The organism is uncultured Serinicoccus sp., from assembly GCF_947487915.1.
In the GTDB taxonomy this organism is placed as follows: domain Bacteria; phylum Actinomycetota; class Actinomycetes; order Actinomycetales; family Dermatophilaceae; genus Ornithinicoccus.
Window position 1 is genome coordinate 183145 of the sequence record NZ_CANKYH010000002.1, and the last position, 15171, is coordinate 198315.

Consider the following 15171-nt stretch of genomic DNA (forward strand, 5'->3'; position numbering starts at 1 on the left):
CCGCACTCTAACCGCGCACCGGACGCGCGTCCGGTGCAGGGATGGGCTCAGTCGAGGCGGTCGGCGGCGACGACGCCGCGCAGCATCGCGGCGGAGGCGCGGCGGGCCGTGGCGGCGACGTCCTCGTCGGCCGCGTGGGTGATCTGGCCGAGCAGGTCGACGACCTGCTTGGCCCGGCGCACGAAGTCACCGGCCGACAGGTCGCCCGAGCGCAGCACCTCCTCCAGGCCGCGGCCGGAGGCCCACCGGTGGACCATCCAGGTGATCCCGGGGTCCAGCTCGCGGTCGCCGGTGAGGTTGTGCGCGAGCTTGCCGGCCTGCACCTCGGTCCAGATCGAGCCCATCTCGCCCAGCGCCTCGGCCACCTCGACGCTCGGCGTCGGCGGGTCGCCCGGCTCGTCGCCGCGCGACTCGTGCACGAGCGCGGAGACCACCGACGCGAGGTCCGCCGGGGTGAGCCGGCGCCACGTCCCGCGGCGCAGCGCCTCGGCGGCGACGAGGTCGAGCTCGGTGTAGATCCGGCGCAGCCGCTGGCCCTCCCCGGTCACCTCCTGACCGTCCTCGCTGAGGTAGCCCATCGCCGAGAGCAGGTCGCAGATCCGCTCGAAGGTCGCCGCCAGGGTGTTCGTGCGGTGGGTCACCCGCCGCTGCAGGTCGTCGGTCTCCTTGCGCAGCGTCCACCACCGCGCCGCCCACCGGGCGTGGTCTTCGCGCTCCGGGCAGCTGTGGCAGGGGTGCGCGGCCAGCGCGGCCCGCAGCTCGTCGACCTGTGCCGCCGTCCCCTCGGGTATGCCGTCCCGCCCGCGCCCGGACGACGTCCGCCCGGGCACCGGCTCGTGGACGGTGGAGCGCAGCGCCGCGGCGAGGTCCTTGCGCGCCTTGGGACTGCGCTCGTTGAAGTGCTTGGGCACCGTGAGAGTGCCGATGACCTCGGGGACGTCCCGGAAGCCCGGGATGGTCAGCCGCTGCACCCGACCGCTGGACGTGACGACCGTCGGCTCCGGGCCGGCGCCCCGGGCGCCCCGGACGACCACCGCCATCGTGCCGTGCCGCCCGCCGTCGAGCTGGATGACCTGACCGCGCTCGAGCTCCTCCAGCGCCTGACCGATGTCGCTGCGCCGCTGGGCCTGCCGGGTGCGGGCGGCCTTCTTCTCGACCTCGGAGAGCTGGTGACGCAGGCGGCCGTACTCCCGGAAGTCCCCACGGTCGCAGACCATGGACTCGGCATACCCCTCCAGCGCCTCGGTGTTGTAGCGGATCTGGGTGGTGAGCCCGACGACGGACCGGTCGGCCTGGAACTGCGCGAAGCTCGCCTGGAGCAGCTCGTGGGCGCGGTCGCGACCGTACTGCGCGACGAGGTTGACCGCCATGTTGGAGCTGGGCCGGAAGGAGCTGCGCAGCGGGTAGGTCCGGGTCGAGGCCAGCCCGGCGACGTCCATCGGGTCTGTCCCGCGGCGCCACAGCACCACGGCGTGGCCCTCGACGTCGATGCCGCGGCGCCCGGCCCGGCCGGTGAGCTGGGTGTACTCCGCCGGGGTGACCGGGGCGTGCTCCTCGCCGTTGAACTTCACCAGCTTCTCCAGCACCACCGTGCGGGCCGGCATGTTGATGCCGAGCGCGAGCGTCTCGGTCGCGAAGACCGAGCGCACCTGCCCGGCGGTGAAGAGCTCCTCGACGACCTCGCGGAAGAGCGGCAGCATGCCGGCATGGTGCGCGGCGTAGCCGCGGGAGAGCCCCTCCACGAAGTCGTGGTAGCCCAGCACCCCCAGGTCGGCCGGGTCGACCTCGGCGACCCGTTCGGCGACCAGGGCCCGGATCGTCTGGCCCTGCTCCTCGGGGATGAGTCGGGTGCCACGGCCCAGCAGCTGCTGGACGGCGCCGTCGCACCCGGCCCGGCTGAAGATGAAGGTGATGGCCGGCAGCAGCCCGTCGCGGTCGAGCCGGTCGATGACCTGCGCGCGGCTCGCCACGCCCCCGGGCAGCGACCCGCGGGAGAAGCCCGCGTCTCCCACACCGCCGGTGCCCCCGCCGCCCGCGCCCCGGGCGTCGTCGTAGCGACGGGACCGCCCGGTATGCCGTGACCCCCGCTGCTCGCGTCCGCCGCCCCCGCGCCCGCCACCCGAGCGCCCCCCGCCCGAGCGACCGCGGCCACGTGGGTCGCCCCGCCGGCCCCGGGGGCCACCGGCGTCGTCGCGCCGCCAGCCGCCGTCGGCCCGGGCCGAGCGCTCGGCGGCGGAGATGCCCTGCAGCAGCTCGGGGTTGACCCGGGTCGTCCCGTCGACCCCGGGGACGGCCCGCAGCCCGTCGGTGACGAAGAGGTCGTAGAGCCGCTGGCCGACCATCATGTGCTGCCACAGCGGCACCGGCCGGTGCTCGGAGACGATGACCCGCAGCGAGTCCGCATCGCCCCGCCCCCGCACCTGCCGCAGCCAGTCGCCGAACTCCTCGGCGTTGCTGACCGTCGCCGACAGCGAGATGACCTGCACCGACTCGGGCAGGTGGATGATGACCTCCTCCCAGACCGCGCCGCGCCACCGGTCGGCGAGGTAGTGCACCTCGTCCATGATGACGAAGCCGAGCCCGGTCAGGGTGGGGGACGCGGCATACATCATGTTGCGCAGCACCTCGGTGGTCATGACGACCACCGGTGCCTCGCCGTTGATCGACGCGTCCCCGGTGAGCAGCCCGACGTTGGCGGACCCGTGCCGTGCCACGAGGTCGTGGTACTTCTGGTTCGACAGCGCCTTGATGGGGGTCGTGTAGAACGCCTTGCGCCCGGTCTCCAGGGCGAGCGCGACCGCGAACTCGCCGACCACGGTCTTGCCGGCACCGGTCGGCGCCGCGACGAGCACCCCGGCGCCCTCCTGCACGGCGTCGATGGCCTCGCGCTGGAAGTCGTCGAGCTCCAGGCCCAGGGTCTCGGTGAACCGCCCCGCAGGGGTGGCGGCACGCGAGGCCCGGGCGCGCGAGGCGGCGTAGCGTTCGGCGGGGCTGGGCATACCACCCAGGCTACGTCAGCCCGGGACGACCACCCGAAGGCTCGCGGCGTCCACGCGCACGGTGAGCGGGAGGGGCCCCAGCGGCTCGCCGTCTCCGTGCGCGACGACGTCGTCCGGTCCCTCGACGCGCACCTCTCGGGCGCGGTGCACCTCGACCGCCGGATGCCCGGTATGCCGTCCCGCCCGCAGCGCGCGCAGCACGCCCAGGGCCTGGGCCGGGGAGACGGGGCGGACGAGGACGAGGTCGAGCGCGCCGTCGGCCGGGTCCGCCGCGGGGGCGATGGGCAGTCCGCCGCCGAAGAACGGCATCGACGCGGCGACCACGACGAGCGCGTCCAGCTCGCGGGGCCGCCCGTCCACCGTGAGCCGGTAGTGCAGCGGCGGCTGTCGGCGCAGCAGCGCGATCTCGACCAGCGCGGACAGGGTGTAGGACGTCGCACCCAGCCGCCGGGGCATCCGGTTGGCCCGCGCGTTGATCCGCGCCTCGAGCGCGCCGCAGACCGAGCCCAGCACCCGGCGGTCCAGCTCGGGCAGGAGCAGGGTGTCGACGGTGCGGGTCCGCCCCGCCAGCAGCACCTGGACGCAGCCCGCACCGTCCGGCGGCAGCCCCAGGCTGCGCGCGTTGTCGTTGCCGGTCCCGGCCGGCAGGATGCCCAGCGCCGTACCCGTCCCCGAGCAGACGTCCGCCCCCAGGCTGACCAGCCCGTCCCCGCCGGCGACCACCAGCACGTCGACCCCGTCGGCCACGAGGGCGGCGCTCGCGGCCCGGGCCTGCTCCAGCGTGCCCGCTGTCACCTGGACGACGTCGTGCCCGGCCGCGCGCAGGGCGCCGGTCGCGGCCTCCCCCACCGCGGCCGCCCCGCCACGGCCGGACCGGCGGCCGTGCACGAGGGCATACCTCATGTCAGCGGGGTCGCCTCGTCCGGCGAGAGACCGGCATACCGGCCGGGGTTCTTCTTCTCCCGCCGCCGCTCCATGAGGAAGGCGACGCCGACCGCGCACCAGTAGAGCGCGAAGACCGGGCTGGCCATCGCCAGCATCGTCCAGGCGCTGGGGTCCGGCGTCATGAAGGCGGAGAAGACGAGGATCCCGAAGAGCACGACCCGCCAGCTGCGCAGCATGAGCCGGGCGGACAGGATGCCGATCTGGTTGAGCGCGACGAGCACGACCGGGAGCAGGAAGGCCAGGCCGAAGGCGAGCATGAAGTAGAGCCACAGGGTGAGGAACTCGCTGGCCCCGGGCAGGTTGGCGATGCCCTCCGGGGTGAAGCCGAGCAGGATCGCGACGAGGCGCGGGAAGGTGAAGGCCGCCAGCGCCGCCCCGGCGAAGAACAGCGGGATCGAGATGAAGAAGTAGGACAGCGCGATCTTCTTCTCCGCGCGGGTGAGCCCGGGCAGCAGGAAGCCCCAGATGTTCCACAGCCAGATCGGGCTGGCGAGCAGGATGCCGCTGAAGATCGCCACCCGCAGCTGCATCGCGAACGGCTCGGTGATGTTCTGGAAGCGCAGCGAGACGGCCTCGTCCCCGCGCTCGGCGGCGACGGCGTCGATGGGGGCGGTGACGACCGAGATGATCTCGTCGTACCAGTACCACCCGACGACCGAGAGCACCCCGATCGCCAGCACGCTGATCGTCAGCCGGTTGCGCAGCTCACGGAAGTGGTCCCCGAGAGACATCCGCCCCTCGGGGTCCTTCGCGCGTCGGGCGCGGGCCGCTCGGGTCACCGTCGGGTATGCCGTGTCGCGCGGTCGCTCAGGCGCCGGTCGTGCCGGTGGTGCCGGCCCCGCCCTCACGCCGCTTCATCGCGTCGTACTCCTCGCGGGCGGTGTCGGCGTCGTGGTCCTTGCGGTCGTCGAGGGCGGGCCGCTCGGCGTCCTTCTCGGTCTTGCGCGCCTCGCCCTCGTCCTTCATCTGGTCGACCTCGGACTTGAAGACACGCATCGACTCACCCATGGAGCGGGCCATGTTGGGCAGGTTCTTCCACCCGAAGAGCAGGAGGAAGGCGACGACGAGGACGACGATGTGCCAGGCCTGGAGACGCATGGTGGGCTCACTCGCTCTCGGTAGAGGTGTCGCCGCCGTGGCGGCGCACCGGGGTGCGTGGTCAGTCTAACGCCGGGCCTGGCGACAGGTTCCCCGACAGGGCCGTGCGCGCGGCCTCCTGCACGGCGTCCACGAGCGCCGCCGGCTCGACGACCCGCACTCCCCCGCCCTCGCGCAGCACGAGCCGGATGAGCCAGCGGGGGTCGGCGACCCGCAGCACCATCCGGACCGAGCCGTCGCCACGGGGCTCGACCTCCTCGGCCGGGACCTGCTCGGCGACCCACGCCGAGCCGGGGTCGAGGTCGAGGGTGACGGCCTGGTCGTCGGGGTCGGGCCGGTAGACCCCGCTGCCGACGGCCCGCTCGGGCAGGTCCTCGGGCGGGGTGGCCGGCACGTCCAGCACCTGCGCGGCCTCGATCCGGTCGAGCCGGAACAGGCGCACGCCCCGGGCGCGGTGGCACCAGCCCTCGAGGTACCACCGGCCGTCCACCGACAGCGCCCGGAGCGGGTCGACGTCGCGCTCGGTGGTCTCGTCCCGGCTGCCGGAGGTGTAGCGCAGGTGCAGCCGGCGCCGCTCGGTCAGCCCGGCCCGGACGGCCGCGGCGATCCCGTCGTCGGCCGGCTGCTCGAGGTCGACGCGCACGGCGGCCGCCGCCCGCGCGGTCTCCCCGGCGGCGGACTCCAGCTTGGCGAGCGCCCGGTCGATGGCGTCCCGCTCCGCGAGGCCCGGGGTGTCGGCGAGCGCCCGCAGCGCCACGATGAGGGCCAGGGCCTCGTCCCGGCCGAGGCGCAGGGGGCGGGCGATGGTGTCGGCGTTGCCGACGAAGACGCGCCCACCCTCCCAGGAGGCCTCGATGAGGTCGTCGGGGTAGTGACCGGGCAGCCCGCACAGGAAGAGGACCTGCAGGTCCTCGACGACCTGGCTCTCACTCACCCCGAGCTCGGCTGCCGCCGTCGCGAGGTCGATGCCCTGCCGGTGCAGCAACCACGGCACCATCGTCAGCATCCGGGCCACCCGGGAGGTGGCGCTCTCGTAGGTCGCCATCAGGCCGCTCCTCCCCCGTGCGCGGCGAGCACCGCGCGCAGTCGTTCGGCGACCTGCTCGGCCAGCTCGGCCGGTGCCTCTACGTGCACGTGCGGCCCGGCCGCGGTGACCTCGCGCGCCAGCGGCGTCAGCGACCCCACGTCGAGCTCCAGCCGCGACCAGCCCTCAGGCACGTCGCCGCCAGCAGCGCTCTCGCGGGCGCGCCGCCGCAGCGAGGCGGCCGCCCCGTCGCGCACCAGCAGGCGGACGGTCGTGGACCGCTCGCCGTCCTCCCCCGCGCTGCGCCGGATCATGGCGAGCGCGTCGAGGTCCTCGGGCACGGCATACCCCCCGGGCCGGCCGGCGCGCTGCGGGAGGCCGACGACACGGTCCAGCCGGAACACCCGGGGCGCGTCGCGGTCGAGGTCGTGGGCGGTGAGGTACCAGCGGCCGTGCCAGCTCGTCAGCCCCCACGGCTGCACGTGGCGGCGCGCGAGGTCGCCGGAGCCGCCGCGGTAGTCGAAGGTGATCGGGCAGTGCTCGAGCACGGCGTCGCGGACCGGCTCGAAGGCGGGGTCGGGGGTGTGCAGCAGCGGCTCGATCCCGGCGACCGAGGACTCGTCGCGCACCACCCCGGCGGCGTCCAGCTTGCGCAGCGCCTGCGCGGCCGGGCCGGCGAGGCTCGCCTGGCCCCAGGCGCGCGCCGCGAGCCCGAGCACCGCGAGCTCGTCGGGGGCGAAGTCGATCTCGGGCAGGGCGTACTCGCGCTGGTCGATGCGGTAGCCCGGCTCGTCGTCGAAGAAGGCGTCGATCGGCTCGGTGCGCAGCGGGATGCCCAGGGCGCGCAGCTCGTCCTTGTCCCGCTCGAACATCCGCTCGAACGCCTCGGGGGTGCTCCGCGCGTAGTCCGGGACGGCCTGGCGCAGCTTGGCGCGGCTCAGCGGCTGGCGGGTGTGCAGCAGGGCGATGACGAGGTTGAGCAGCCGCTCGGTCTTGGCCGCGGCCGGGCTGGGGCCGGTGCTCGTGCTCTTCGCCATGCCTCGCAGGCTACCGTCCGACCTCCCGCGACCCGGGCATCGATAGGCTCGGTTGTCGTGATCACGTGGCGCGAGGGTGAGGTGCACGAGCTGCTGCCGGGGTGGACCGGCGTGCAGGTGCTCGGCGTCGACGTCGGGGGCGAGCGGGTGCGGGCGCTGGGCTACCCCGACCTCGTCGGGAGCGCCGCGACGGGTGACCGGGTCCTGCTCAACGTCACCGCGCTGGAGCGCGGCCTCGGCACGGGAGGGTATGCCCTCGTCGTCGCCCTCCCCGACCGTCCCGACGCCTGGCCGGACCGCGCGGCAGGTGAGCCGGGCCACCTGGTCAAGGGCCGCTACGCCCCGCTGCAGCCGATGGTGCTGGGGGTGGACGACCCCGAGGGCGAGCACCACGCCACCCTCGCCCAGGCGGACGACCTGGAGGGTATGCCGGTGCTCGCCACCGACCTGCACTCGGCGCTCCCGGCGGTGCTCGCGGGGGTCCGGGCGCAGCGGCCCGCGGCCCGGGTCGCGTACGTCATGACCGACGGGGCCGCGCTGCCGCTGGCCTGGTCGCGGACCGTCGCCGGCCTGCGCGAGGCGGGGTGGCTGGCCAGCACGATCACCGCGGGGCAGGCCTTCGGCGGTGACCTGGAGGCGGTGACGGTGCACACCGCGCTGCTCGCGGCCCGGCACGTCGTCGGGGCCGACCTGGCCGTCGTGATCCAGGGACCGGGCAACCTCGGCACCGACACCCGGTGGGGCTTCTCCGGCGTGGCCGCGGGCGAGGCGCTCAATGCCGCCGCCGTGCTCGGCGGCCGCCCGGTGGCCGGCCTGCGGGTCTCCCAGGCCGACGCCCGCGAGCGGCACCGCGGGCTGTCCCACCACAGCGCCACCGCCTTCGGCCGGGTCCTCACCCACCCCGCCGACCTGCCCGTCCCCGTGCTGGCACCGCCAACGGGTGACGCAGGTGCGGCGGAGACCTCTTTCGCGGGTACCGGATCCCCCCGGGACAGGTCCTTCCCCGGCACCGGAGACCCGGCAGGGGCACCCGCGCTGCGCGAGTGCCTCGGGCTCGTCCACCGGCAGGCGCGCGACCTGGTCGCGGCCGCGCCGCACCTGCGCCTGGTCGAGCTTGCCACCGAGGGCCTGCCGGACGCGCTCGCGCAGGTACCGGTCCCCCTGTCGACGATGGGCCGTGGCCTGGAGGACGACCCGGCCGCCTTCCTGGCCGCCGCGGCTGCCGGCCGCCACGCCGCCCGGCTCCTCGACGGCACGGCTTGAACCCGGGCCGACGGTAGACCGCCCGCTCGTCGTCATACCGCCCGTTCGTCGTCGACCGTCCCGAGCCCGCCCGTCACCTCAGCACCACGGCTCCCACACTGCGGGGAAAGACCCGGCGGACACGGAAATAACCCCGGCCCGGGTGCACGTCTCCGCACTCAGTGACGCGCGGGACCAGAGGGAGCGGTGAGCGCCGCTCGCCCGCCGGTCACCTAGGCTGAGGGCCATGACCCTGCCCGCGCCCACGGCATACCTCGACGTCACGGCGCATCCTCCCCACGGGACCCGCGACCGCGGCCCGCGGGACGCACCCCGGCGACCGAGCGCCCCCACCCCGGGCTCCACCCCCGGCGCCGCACCCCGGGCCGACTGAGGCACCGGCATGACCTCCGACCTGGTCTTCCTCCTGGGCGGCGGGGTGCTGCTGCTCGCGGTCGCGCTGCCGAGCCTGCTCACCCGTGCCTGGCTGTCCGCGCCGGTCATCCTCATCCTCGTAGGCATGCTGGTGGGGCTGCTCCCCTTCGGCTCGAGCTTCGCCTTCGACCCCACCGACCAGCGCGACACCATCGAGCACGTCACCGAGATCACCGTCCTGGTGGCCCTCATGGGGGTCGGGCTGGCGCTGGACCGGCCGCTGTCCTTCCGCAACCGCGGCTCCTGGCGCACCTGGTCGCCGACCTGGAGGCTGCTCGGCATCGCCATGCCGCTGACCATCGCCGGCGTCTTCCTGCTCGGCTGGTGGGGACTCGGACTGGGTGCCGCACCGGCCCTGCTGCTCGGCGCCGTGCTCGCGCCCACCGACCCGGTCCTCGCCGGGGACGTGCAGGTCGGCGGCCCGGTCATCACGAGGCGTGAGGCGGACAGCGATGAGTCGATGGCCGAGCAGTTGCACGACGACGAGATCAGCGACGACGACGAGGTCCGTTTTGCCCTGACCTCCGAGGCCGGGCTCAACGACGCCCTGGCCTTCCCCTTCGTCTACGCGGCGATCTTCCTCATGACCATGGGGTCGGCAGCGGAGTGGGGGCTGCGCTGGCTGGCGTGGGAGCTCGTGGGCAAGATCACCATCGGCCTGCTCGTCGGGATCGCCGTGGGCTGGGTCATGGCCTACCTCGCGTTCCGCACCCGGCAGCAGGCGCTGCGGCTGGCCGAGCAGGGTGAGTCGCTGCTGGCCCTCGCGGCGATGCTGCTGGCCTACGGCGTGGCCGAGGTCGCCCAGGGCTACGGCTTCCTCGCCGTCTTCGTCTGCGCCATGACGATGCGGGCCCAGGCGCGGCGGCACGAGTTCCACGAGCACATGCACGGCGTCGTCGAGCGGCTGGAGCGGCTGCTGACCCTCCTCGTCCTGCTCTTCGTGGGCATCGCGCTCACCGACGGCGCGCTGGAGTCCCTCGACTGGCGCGGCGTCCTCGTGGGCGTCGCCCTGGTCCTGGTCATCCGGCCGCTGGCCGGGTGGATCGCGCTGCGCCCCGGGCGCTGGCGCATGTGCGACGAGAAGCTGCGCCCCCTGGCCCGGCGCGAGCGGCTCATCACCGCCTTCTTCGGCATCCGCGGCGTGGGCACGCTCTTCTACATCGCCTACGCCCTCTCCGAGACGACCTGGACCGGGGAGCGCTGGCTGTGGGCCACCTGCGTCTTCACGATCGTCTTCTCCGTCGTCCTGCACGGCGTGCTCGTGACGCCCATCATGACGAAGCTGGAGCGCGACCGGGAGCGGCTCATCCGCTCGACCTGAAGCGGGTTGACGACACCCCCGTCCTGATCGGCTCAGCCGTTCACGTGAACGCCTGAGCCGACGACACGCCGACAGCCGTCGGCCCAGGCGTTCACATGAACGCCTGGGCCGAGGGCGGTGCGCCGGGTGGCGCCGGTGGACGCGTCAGCGCACGTCCATGAGGTCGACGACGAAGATGAGCGTCTCGCCACCCTTGATGGCAGCGCCAGCGCCGCGGTCGCCATACCCGAGGTGCGGCGGGATGACGATCTTGCGGCGACCGCCGACCTTCATCCCGAGCAGGCCCTGGTCCCAGCCCTGGATGACCTGGCCGACGCCGGCGGTGAAGGTGAGCGGCTCGCCGCGGTTCCACGAGGCGTCGAACTCCTCGCCGGTCGACCAGGACACGCCCACGTAGTGCGCGGAGATCGTCGAGCCGGGCGTGGCCTCCGCGCCCTTGCCGACCTCGAGGTCCTCGACCTGTAGGTCGGCGGGCGGCTCGTCGCCGGGGAAGTCGATCTCGGGCTTGGCCTTCTGGACGCGGCCGAAAGCGGACTCGGTCATGATGTGCTCCTTCTCGTTCGAGGTCGGGTATGCCGTGCGCCGGCAACCAGGTGCGGCGCTCGGTGGGCCGTCAGCCAACCAGGTGCGACGCCCGGTGGGCCGTCAGCCAACCATGTGCGGCGCTCGGTGGGGCGTCAGCCAACCATCTGCGGCGCTCGGTGGGGCGTCAGCCAACCAGGTGCGGCGCTCGGTGGGGTGTAGCGGTGCCGGTCAGGAGGCGCCGAGGATGTCGACGACGAAGACGAGGTCCTCGCCGGCCAGCTCGTTGCCGGGGGCCGCGGTCTCGCCCTCGGTCTCCTCCGGCGCCGGGCCGTAGGCCTCCTCGGCCGGGATGACGAGCAGCACCCGGGAGCCGACGGTCTGGCCGACGAGCCCCTCGTCCCACCCGGTGATGACCTGTCCGACGCCGATGGGGAACTCGGTCGGCTCGCCACGCTCCCAGGAGCTGTCGAAGACCTCGCCGTCGGAGAGCTTCACCCCGGTGTAGTGGACCCGGATGGTCTGCCCGGCCACGACCTCGGGGCCCTCGCCGCGGATGAGCGGCTGGGTGATGAGCTGGTCGGGTGCCTCGACGCCCTCGACGTCGATCTCCGGCCCGGCGTCGCCCATGGTGACGGTGGGCAGGCCCTCCTCGGGCTCGACCTCCTCGCCCTGCGCCTCGGTGAGCGGCTCGCCGGTGTCCTCGACGACCATGTAGAAGAGCATGGTGTCGGTCGGGCCCACGCCGAGCTGCTCGTTGCCGGCCTCGCCGAACGCGTCGGCCGCCGGGATCGCCAGGAGCAGCTCGTCGCCGACCATGGTGCCGGGCAGCTGGTCGCGGAAGGCCGGGAAAAGCGTCTCGTCGGTGAGGTCGAGGGTGACCGCCTCGTCGTTCTCGAAGGTCGACACCAGCTGCTCGCCGGTGGTGCCGTTGACGGTGAGGTACCTCACCCGCACCTCGTGGGTGTCTTCGACCTCGTCGCCGTCGCCCTCGGTGAGGGTGCGGGCCTCGGTGGATCCGGCCACGAACGGCAGGTCGCCCTCGGCGAAGGGCTCGCCGTCCCAGGTCAGGGCGGGGGCCTCGCCCTCGGTGTCGACGCCGACATCGGCCAGGTCGCCGTTGGGTGCGGCCGAGGTCGCGGCGGCGTCGTCGCCGGGTGCGCTGCTCGTCGCGGCGTCGTCCGAGCCCTCGTCGGCCGACTCGGGGCTGCACCCCGCGAGGAAGATCAGGGGTGCGGCGGCAGCCGCGAGGTAGCGCAGGCGGGAAGAGCGCACAGGTGCGTCCTTTGCAGATCGGGGAAGCGTCCGGGCCAGCCTAACCCGGTGACCCTGAACCTTTCGTGGGAGCACCGCTGGTGGCGCGGATGTGCTCGAGCAGGGCGTCGACCCGCTCGTCCTGCGCCGCGAACGGGTCCTTGCAGATCACCGTTCGCTGCGCGGCGTCGTTGAGCTTGAGGTGCACCCAGTCCACGGTGAAGTCGCGGCGGTGCTCGGCGGCGGTCCGGACGAAGTCGCCGCGCAGCCGCGCCCGGGTGTCCGGGGGCACGGTCGTGGCGGTCCGGATCCGGGCCTCGTCGACCACGGTCCGCGCGGCGCCCGAGCGCTCGAGAATGCGGGAGAGCCCGCGCCGCGGGTGGATGTCGTGCCAGGCCAGGTCGAGCTGCTGCAGCCGCGGGTCCCACGGCTCGAGGTCGTGCCGCTGCGCGTAGGAGTCCAGCAGCTTCTTCTTCATGACCCACTCGATCTCGGTGTCGACGAGGTCCAGCCGGTCGGTCTCGATCGCCTCGAGCCCGCGCTCCCACAGCTCCAGGACGTCGCGGTGCACCGGGTGCTCATCTAGGCCGGCACCCCGGGCATACCCGGTGGTCAGGTCGAGCAGCTCGCGCTGCAGCTCCAGGGCGGTGATGGTGCCGCCGCGGCGCAGCGCCAGCGGGGTCCGCCCGGTCCGGTCGCGGCTGACCTCGCGGATCGCCTGCATGGGGTTGGCGAGGACGAGGTCGGGCACGACGGTGCCGGCCTCCAGCATCTTGAGCACGAGGTCGGTGGTGCCCAGGCGCAGCATCGTCGTGGTCTGGCTCATCGTGGAGTCGCCGACGATGACGTGCAGGCGCCGGTGCTTCTCGGGGTCGGCGTGCGGCTCGTCGCGGGTGTTGATGATGGGCCGCGAGCGGGTCGTCGCCGACGACAGGTCCTCCCACATGTGGTCGGCGCGCTGGGAGACGAGGTAGGTCGCCCGCTGCTCGACGACGTGCAGCCGCCCGGCGCCGGTGACCAGCTGGCGGGTCACGAGGAACGGCACGAGGGTGTCGGTGAGGCGCTCCATGCGGGTACGCCGCTCGATGAGGTAGTTCTCGTGCGAGCCGTAGGAGTTGCCCCGGGAGTCCACGTTGTTCTTGAGCACGTAGACGGTCGCGTCCAGGCCCTCGGCCGCGAGCCGCTGCTCGGCGTCCTCCGCGAGGTCCTGCACCACGAGCTCGCCCGCCCGGTCGTGGGCGACGAGGTCGAGCAGGTCGGTGCACTCGGCGGTGGCGTACTCCGGGTGCGAGCCGACGTCGAGGTAGAGCCGCGAGCCGTTGCCCAGGAAGACGTTGGAGGAGCGGCCCCAGGCCACGACCTTGCGGAAGAGGTAACGGGAGACCTCCTCCGGGGAGAGCCGCGAGGGGCCGGCGAAGGTCGCGTTGACGCCGAACTCGGTCTCGACGCCCATGATGCGGCTCAGCATGGCGGCACCGTCACTGGCCGCCCTTCTGCACGAAGCCGTGCACGAACTCGGTCGCGTTGGTCTCCAGGACCCCGTCGATCTCGTCGAGCAGGGAGTCCAGCGCCTCGTCCCGCTCGGCGCTCTGCGCCGCCGGTGCGGCGGGGGCCGGGGTGGCGTCCGGGTCCGGGCCGTCCCCGGCACCGCTGTCCCGTCGGCGGTCGAACTGCTGCTGCGACATACCTCGATCCTAGGGCAGAGCGTCGTCGCCGGCATGGAGGCCGGTCGCGGCTCAGACGTCCTCGCTGACCAGCTCGGAGAGCAGCCCGGCGGCGTCGGTATGCCGGTCCAGCAGGTCGGCGACCCGGTCCCGGCGCCCGCCGGTCGGCTCCTCGATCCGCACCCGCCGCAGCCGGCCCCGCTCGTCGGCGAGCACGACCGAGTCCCAGGAGGCGGCCCGCACTCCTCCGCCAGCGCCGTAGCGCCGGACCACCTCTCCGCGGAACCAGGCCCTCGTGTCCTCGGGCGGGTGGGTGACGGCGTGCGCGATCTCCTCCTCGCCGACGAGGCGCTCCAGGCGCCCCGCGGCCCGCAGCTTGCGGGCCAGGCCGCGGTCGGGGTCCAGGTCGTGCCACTGGATGTCCATGGCCGCCAGCCGATTGTCCTCCCAGCCCGTCCCCGCACGCTCGGCGAACCGCTGGAGCAGCTGCTGCTTGGCCACCCACTCGACCTGCCCGGCCGCCCCGGTGGGGTCCCGGCGCAGGGTGTCCAGCACCTCCCCCCACCGGCGCAGCAGCGGCCCGGTCTGTGCCTCGCCCGTCTCGGCCCAGGCCTCGTGCCCGGACGCCGCGGCCTGCTCGGCGGCGTCCAGGTGCGCCTCGAGCAGGTCCAGCCCGGTGAGGTGGCGGCCGTCGGCCAGCTCGACGGTCGCCCGCAGCGTCGGGTCGTGGCTGACCTGCTGGGCCGCGGCCACGGGGCGCGCCAGGGCCAGCCCGTCGAGCAGGTGCGGGTGGGTCTCGACCACCCGCAGCACCGCCGACAGCGACCCGAGCGCGAGGTAGGTGGTGACGTCGGCCATCGTCGCGTCCCCGACGATGACGTGCAGACGACGGTGCAGGTGCGGGGTGGCGTGCGGCTCGTCGCGGGTGTTGACGATGGGCCGGCGCAGCGTGGTCTCCAGCCCGATCTCGGCCTCGAGGTAGTCGGCCCGCTGGGAGAGCTGGAAGCCCGGGCGCTCGCTGGCCTGGCCCAGCCCCACCCGCCCGGCGCCGGCGATCACCGGCCGGGCGACGAGGAAGGGGATGAGGTGGGCGGCCAGCCGGTCGAAGGGGACCGACCGGGGCACGAGGTAGTTCTCGTGGGTGCCGTAGGAGGCGCCCTTGCCGTCGACGTTGTTCTTGTAGAGCCGGACGTCCAGGCCCTCCTGCGCGAGGGTGCGGACCGCCGCGAGGGCGACCTCCTCCCCCGCCCGGTCCCAGCGCACCGCGGCGAGCGGGCCGGTGACCTCGGGGCTGGAGTACTCCGGGTGGGCGTGGTCGACGTAGAACCGGGCCCCGTTGGACAGCACCGAGGTGGCGATCGTCGGGTCCTCGACATCGGTGAGCTGCGAGCGGTGCGCCAGCGCCCGGGCCATCTCGAAGCCGCGCGCGTCCCGCAGCGGCGTCTCGTCGGCGTAGTCCCACCCCGCGGCCGCGGGCAGCGCCGCCCCGGCGGGCGCGCCCGCGGCATACGCCCGCACCACCTGCCCGGAGAGCACCATCGGGGTCACCGGCTGCCCGGCGGGGTCCCGCTGCGTGCTGGTGATGCCGAGCTCGGTCTCGATCCCCATGACCCTGCCCACGCCCATGTCG

At 74.1% G+C, this 15171-nt stretch carries 14 protein-coding genes; 3 read left to right on the forward strand and 11 right to left on the reverse strand.

The genetic code is table 11. The features are described from left to right. Nucleotides 1-47: 47 nt before the first annotated feature. The 6 genes from Q0795_RS02725 to Q0795_RS02750 form a co-directional block, all read right to left on the reverse strand. The gene (locus tag Q0795_RS02725; protein WP_298886143.1) at nucleotides 48-2999 is read right to left on the reverse strand and encodes a DEAD/DEAH box helicase; all 2952 of its coding nucleotides are present in this window, start codon (nucleotides 2997-2999) and stop codon (nucleotides 48-50) included. A gap of 15 nt (nucleotides 3000-3014) precedes the next feature. Next, entirely contained in the window at nucleotides 3015-3902 is an 888-nt protein-coding gene (locus tag Q0795_RS02730) for a diacylglycerol kinase family protein (protein ID WP_298886146.1), read from the reverse strand. Further along, nucleotides 3899-4675 (reverse strand): twin-arginine translocase subunit TatC, encoded by a 777-nt coding sequence (tatC, locus tag Q0795_RS02735; protein ID WP_298886149.1) that lies wholly within the window; start codon nucleotides 4673-4675, stop codon nucleotides 3899-3901. The genes Q0795_RS02730 and tatC overlap by 4 nt, the downstream gene beginning before the upstream one ends. 76 nt (nucleotides 4676-4751) lie before the next feature. After that, a complete protein-coding gene (gene tatA, locus Q0795_RS02740) occupies nucleotides 4752-5042 on the reverse strand; it encodes a Sec-independent protein translocase subunit TatA (RefSeq protein WP_298886152.1) in 291 nt (96 codons plus the stop codon). Between the two features lie 61 nt (nucleotides 5043-5103). Then, nucleotides 5104-6087, reverse strand: coding sequence for a YafY family protein (locus tag Q0795_RS02745; RefSeq protein WP_298886155.1), 984 nt, complete (start codon nucleotides 6085-6087; stop codon nucleotides 5104-5106). Then, nucleotides 6087-7103: a WYL domain-containing protein gene (locus Q0795_RS02750; RefSeq protein ID WP_298886158.1), complete on the reverse strand. Its 1017-nt coding sequence runs from the start codon at nucleotides 7101-7103 to the stop codon at nucleotides 6087-6089. The genes Q0795_RS02745 and Q0795_RS02750 overlap by 1 nt, the downstream gene beginning before the upstream one ends. A 90-nt stretch (nucleotides 7104-7193) precedes the next feature. On the opposite strand from Q0795_RS02750, the gene Q0795_RS02755 reads away from it, so the two are divergent. The 3 genes from Q0795_RS02755 (at nucleotide 7194) to Q0795_RS02765 (ending at nucleotide 10101) form a co-directional block, all read left to right on the forward strand. Beyond that, a complete protein-coding gene (locus Q0795_RS02755; protein WP_298886618.1) occupies nucleotides 7194-8366 on the forward strand; it encodes a DUF3866 family protein in 1173 nt (390 codons plus the stop codon). Between the two features lie 226 nt (nucleotides 8367-8592). Next, nucleotides 8593-8739: a hypothetical protein gene (locus Q0795_RS02760; protein WP_298886162.1), complete on the forward strand. Its 147-nt coding sequence runs from the start codon at nucleotides 8593-8595 to the stop codon at nucleotides 8737-8739. Nucleotides 8740-8748: 9 nt separating this feature from the next. Continuing rightward, a complete protein-coding gene (locus Q0795_RS02765; RefSeq protein ID WP_298886165.1) occupies nucleotides 8749-10101 on the forward strand; it encodes a cation:proton antiporter in 1353 nt (450 codons plus the stop codon). A gap of 144 nt (nucleotides 10102-10245) precedes the next feature. Here the strand turns inward: Q0795_RS02765 and Q0795_RS02770 are convergent, their stop codons facing one another. The 5 genes from Q0795_RS02770 to dop all read right to left on the reverse strand — a co-directional run bounded on the left by Q0795_RS02770 (nucleotide 10246) and on the right by dop (nucleotide 15167). Further along, nucleotides 10246-10644, reverse strand: a complete 399-nt coding sequence (locus tag Q0795_RS02770; protein ID WP_298886167.1) for an FKBP-type peptidyl-prolyl cis-trans isomerase — start codon at nucleotides 10642-10644, stop codon at nucleotides 10246-10248. Between the two features lie 210 nt (nucleotides 10645-10854). Beyond that, nucleotides 10855-11898, reverse strand: a complete 1044-nt coding sequence (locus Q0795_RS02775; RefSeq protein WP_298886170.1) for an FKBP-type peptidyl-prolyl cis-trans isomerase — start codon at nucleotides 11896-11898, stop codon at nucleotides 10855-10857. A 40-nt stretch (nucleotides 11899-11938) separates the two neighbouring features. After that, nucleotides 11939-13345 carry a Pup--protein ligase gene (gene pafA / locus Q0795_RS02780; RefSeq protein ID WP_298886173.1) on the reverse strand — a complete coding sequence of 469 codons (1407 nt, stop codon included), beginning with the start codon at nucleotides 13343-13345 and terminating at the stop codon, nucleotides 11939-11941. A gap of 10 nt (nucleotides 13346-13355) precedes the next feature. Beyond that, the gene (locus Q0795_RS02785; protein ID WP_298886177.1) at nucleotides 13356-13562 is read right to left on the reverse strand and encodes a ubiquitin-like protein Pup; all 207 of its coding nucleotides are present in this window, start codon (nucleotides 13560-13562) and stop codon (nucleotides 13356-13358) included. Nucleotides 13563-13613: 51 nt separating this feature from the next. Continuing rightward, on the reverse strand, nucleotides 13614-15167 hold the full coding sequence (gene dop / locus Q0795_RS02790) for a depupylase/deamidase Dop (protein WP_298886180.1): 1554 nt from the start codon (nucleotides 15165-15167) through the stop codon (nucleotides 13614-13616). Nucleotides 15168-15171 lie beyond the last annotated feature (4 nt).

Excerpts from the sequence above, each read along its gene's own strand:
- Q0795_RS02725 (WP_298886143.1), bottom strand. The coding sequence starts at position 2,999 with ATGCCCAGCCCCGCCGAACGCTACGCCGCCTCGCGCGCCCGGGCCTCG.
- Q0795_RS02730 (WP_298886146.1), bottom strand. The coding sequence starts at position 3,902 with ATGAGGTATGCCCTCGTGCACGGCCGCCGGTCCGGCCGTGGCGGGGCG.
- tatC (WP_298886149.1), bottom strand. The coding sequence starts at position 4,675 with ATGTCTCTCGGGGACCACTTCCGTGAGCTGCGCAACCGGCTGACGATC.
- tatA (WP_298886152.1), bottom strand. The coding sequence starts at position 5,042 with ATGCGTCTCCAGGCCTGGCACATCGTCGTCCTCGTCGTCGCCTTCCTC.
- Q0795_RS02745 (WP_298886155.1), bottom strand. The coding sequence starts at position 6,087 with ATGGCGACCTACGAGAGCGCCACCTCCCGGGTGGCCCGGATGCTGACG.
- Q0795_RS02750 (WP_298886158.1), bottom strand. The coding sequence starts at position 7,103 with ATGGCGAAGAGCACGAGCACCGGCCCCAGCCCGGCCGCGGCCAAGACC.
- Q0795_RS02760 (WP_298886162.1), top strand. The coding sequence starts at position 8,593 with ATGACCCTGCCCGCGCCCACGGCATACCTCGACGTCACGGCGCATCCT.
- Q0795_RS02765 (WP_298886165.1), top strand. The coding sequence starts at position 8,749 with ATGACCTCCGACCTGGTCTTCCTCCTGGGCGGCGGGGTGCTGCTGCTC.
- Q0795_RS02770 (WP_298886167.1), bottom strand. The coding sequence starts at position 10,644 with ATGACCGAGTCCGCTTTCGGCCGCGTCCAGAAGGCCAAGCCCGAGATC.
- pafA (WP_298886173.1), bottom strand. The coding sequence starts at position 13,345 with ATGCTGAGCCGCATCATGGGCGTCGAGACCGAGTTCGGCGTCAACGCG.
- Q0795_RS02785 (WP_298886177.1), bottom strand. The coding sequence starts at position 13,562 with ATGTCGCAGCAGCAGTTCGACCGCCGACGGGACAGCGGTGCCGGGGAC.
- dop (WP_298886180.1), bottom strand. The coding sequence starts at position 15,167 with ATGGGCGTGGGCAGGGTCATGGGGATCGAGACCGAGCTCGGCATCACC.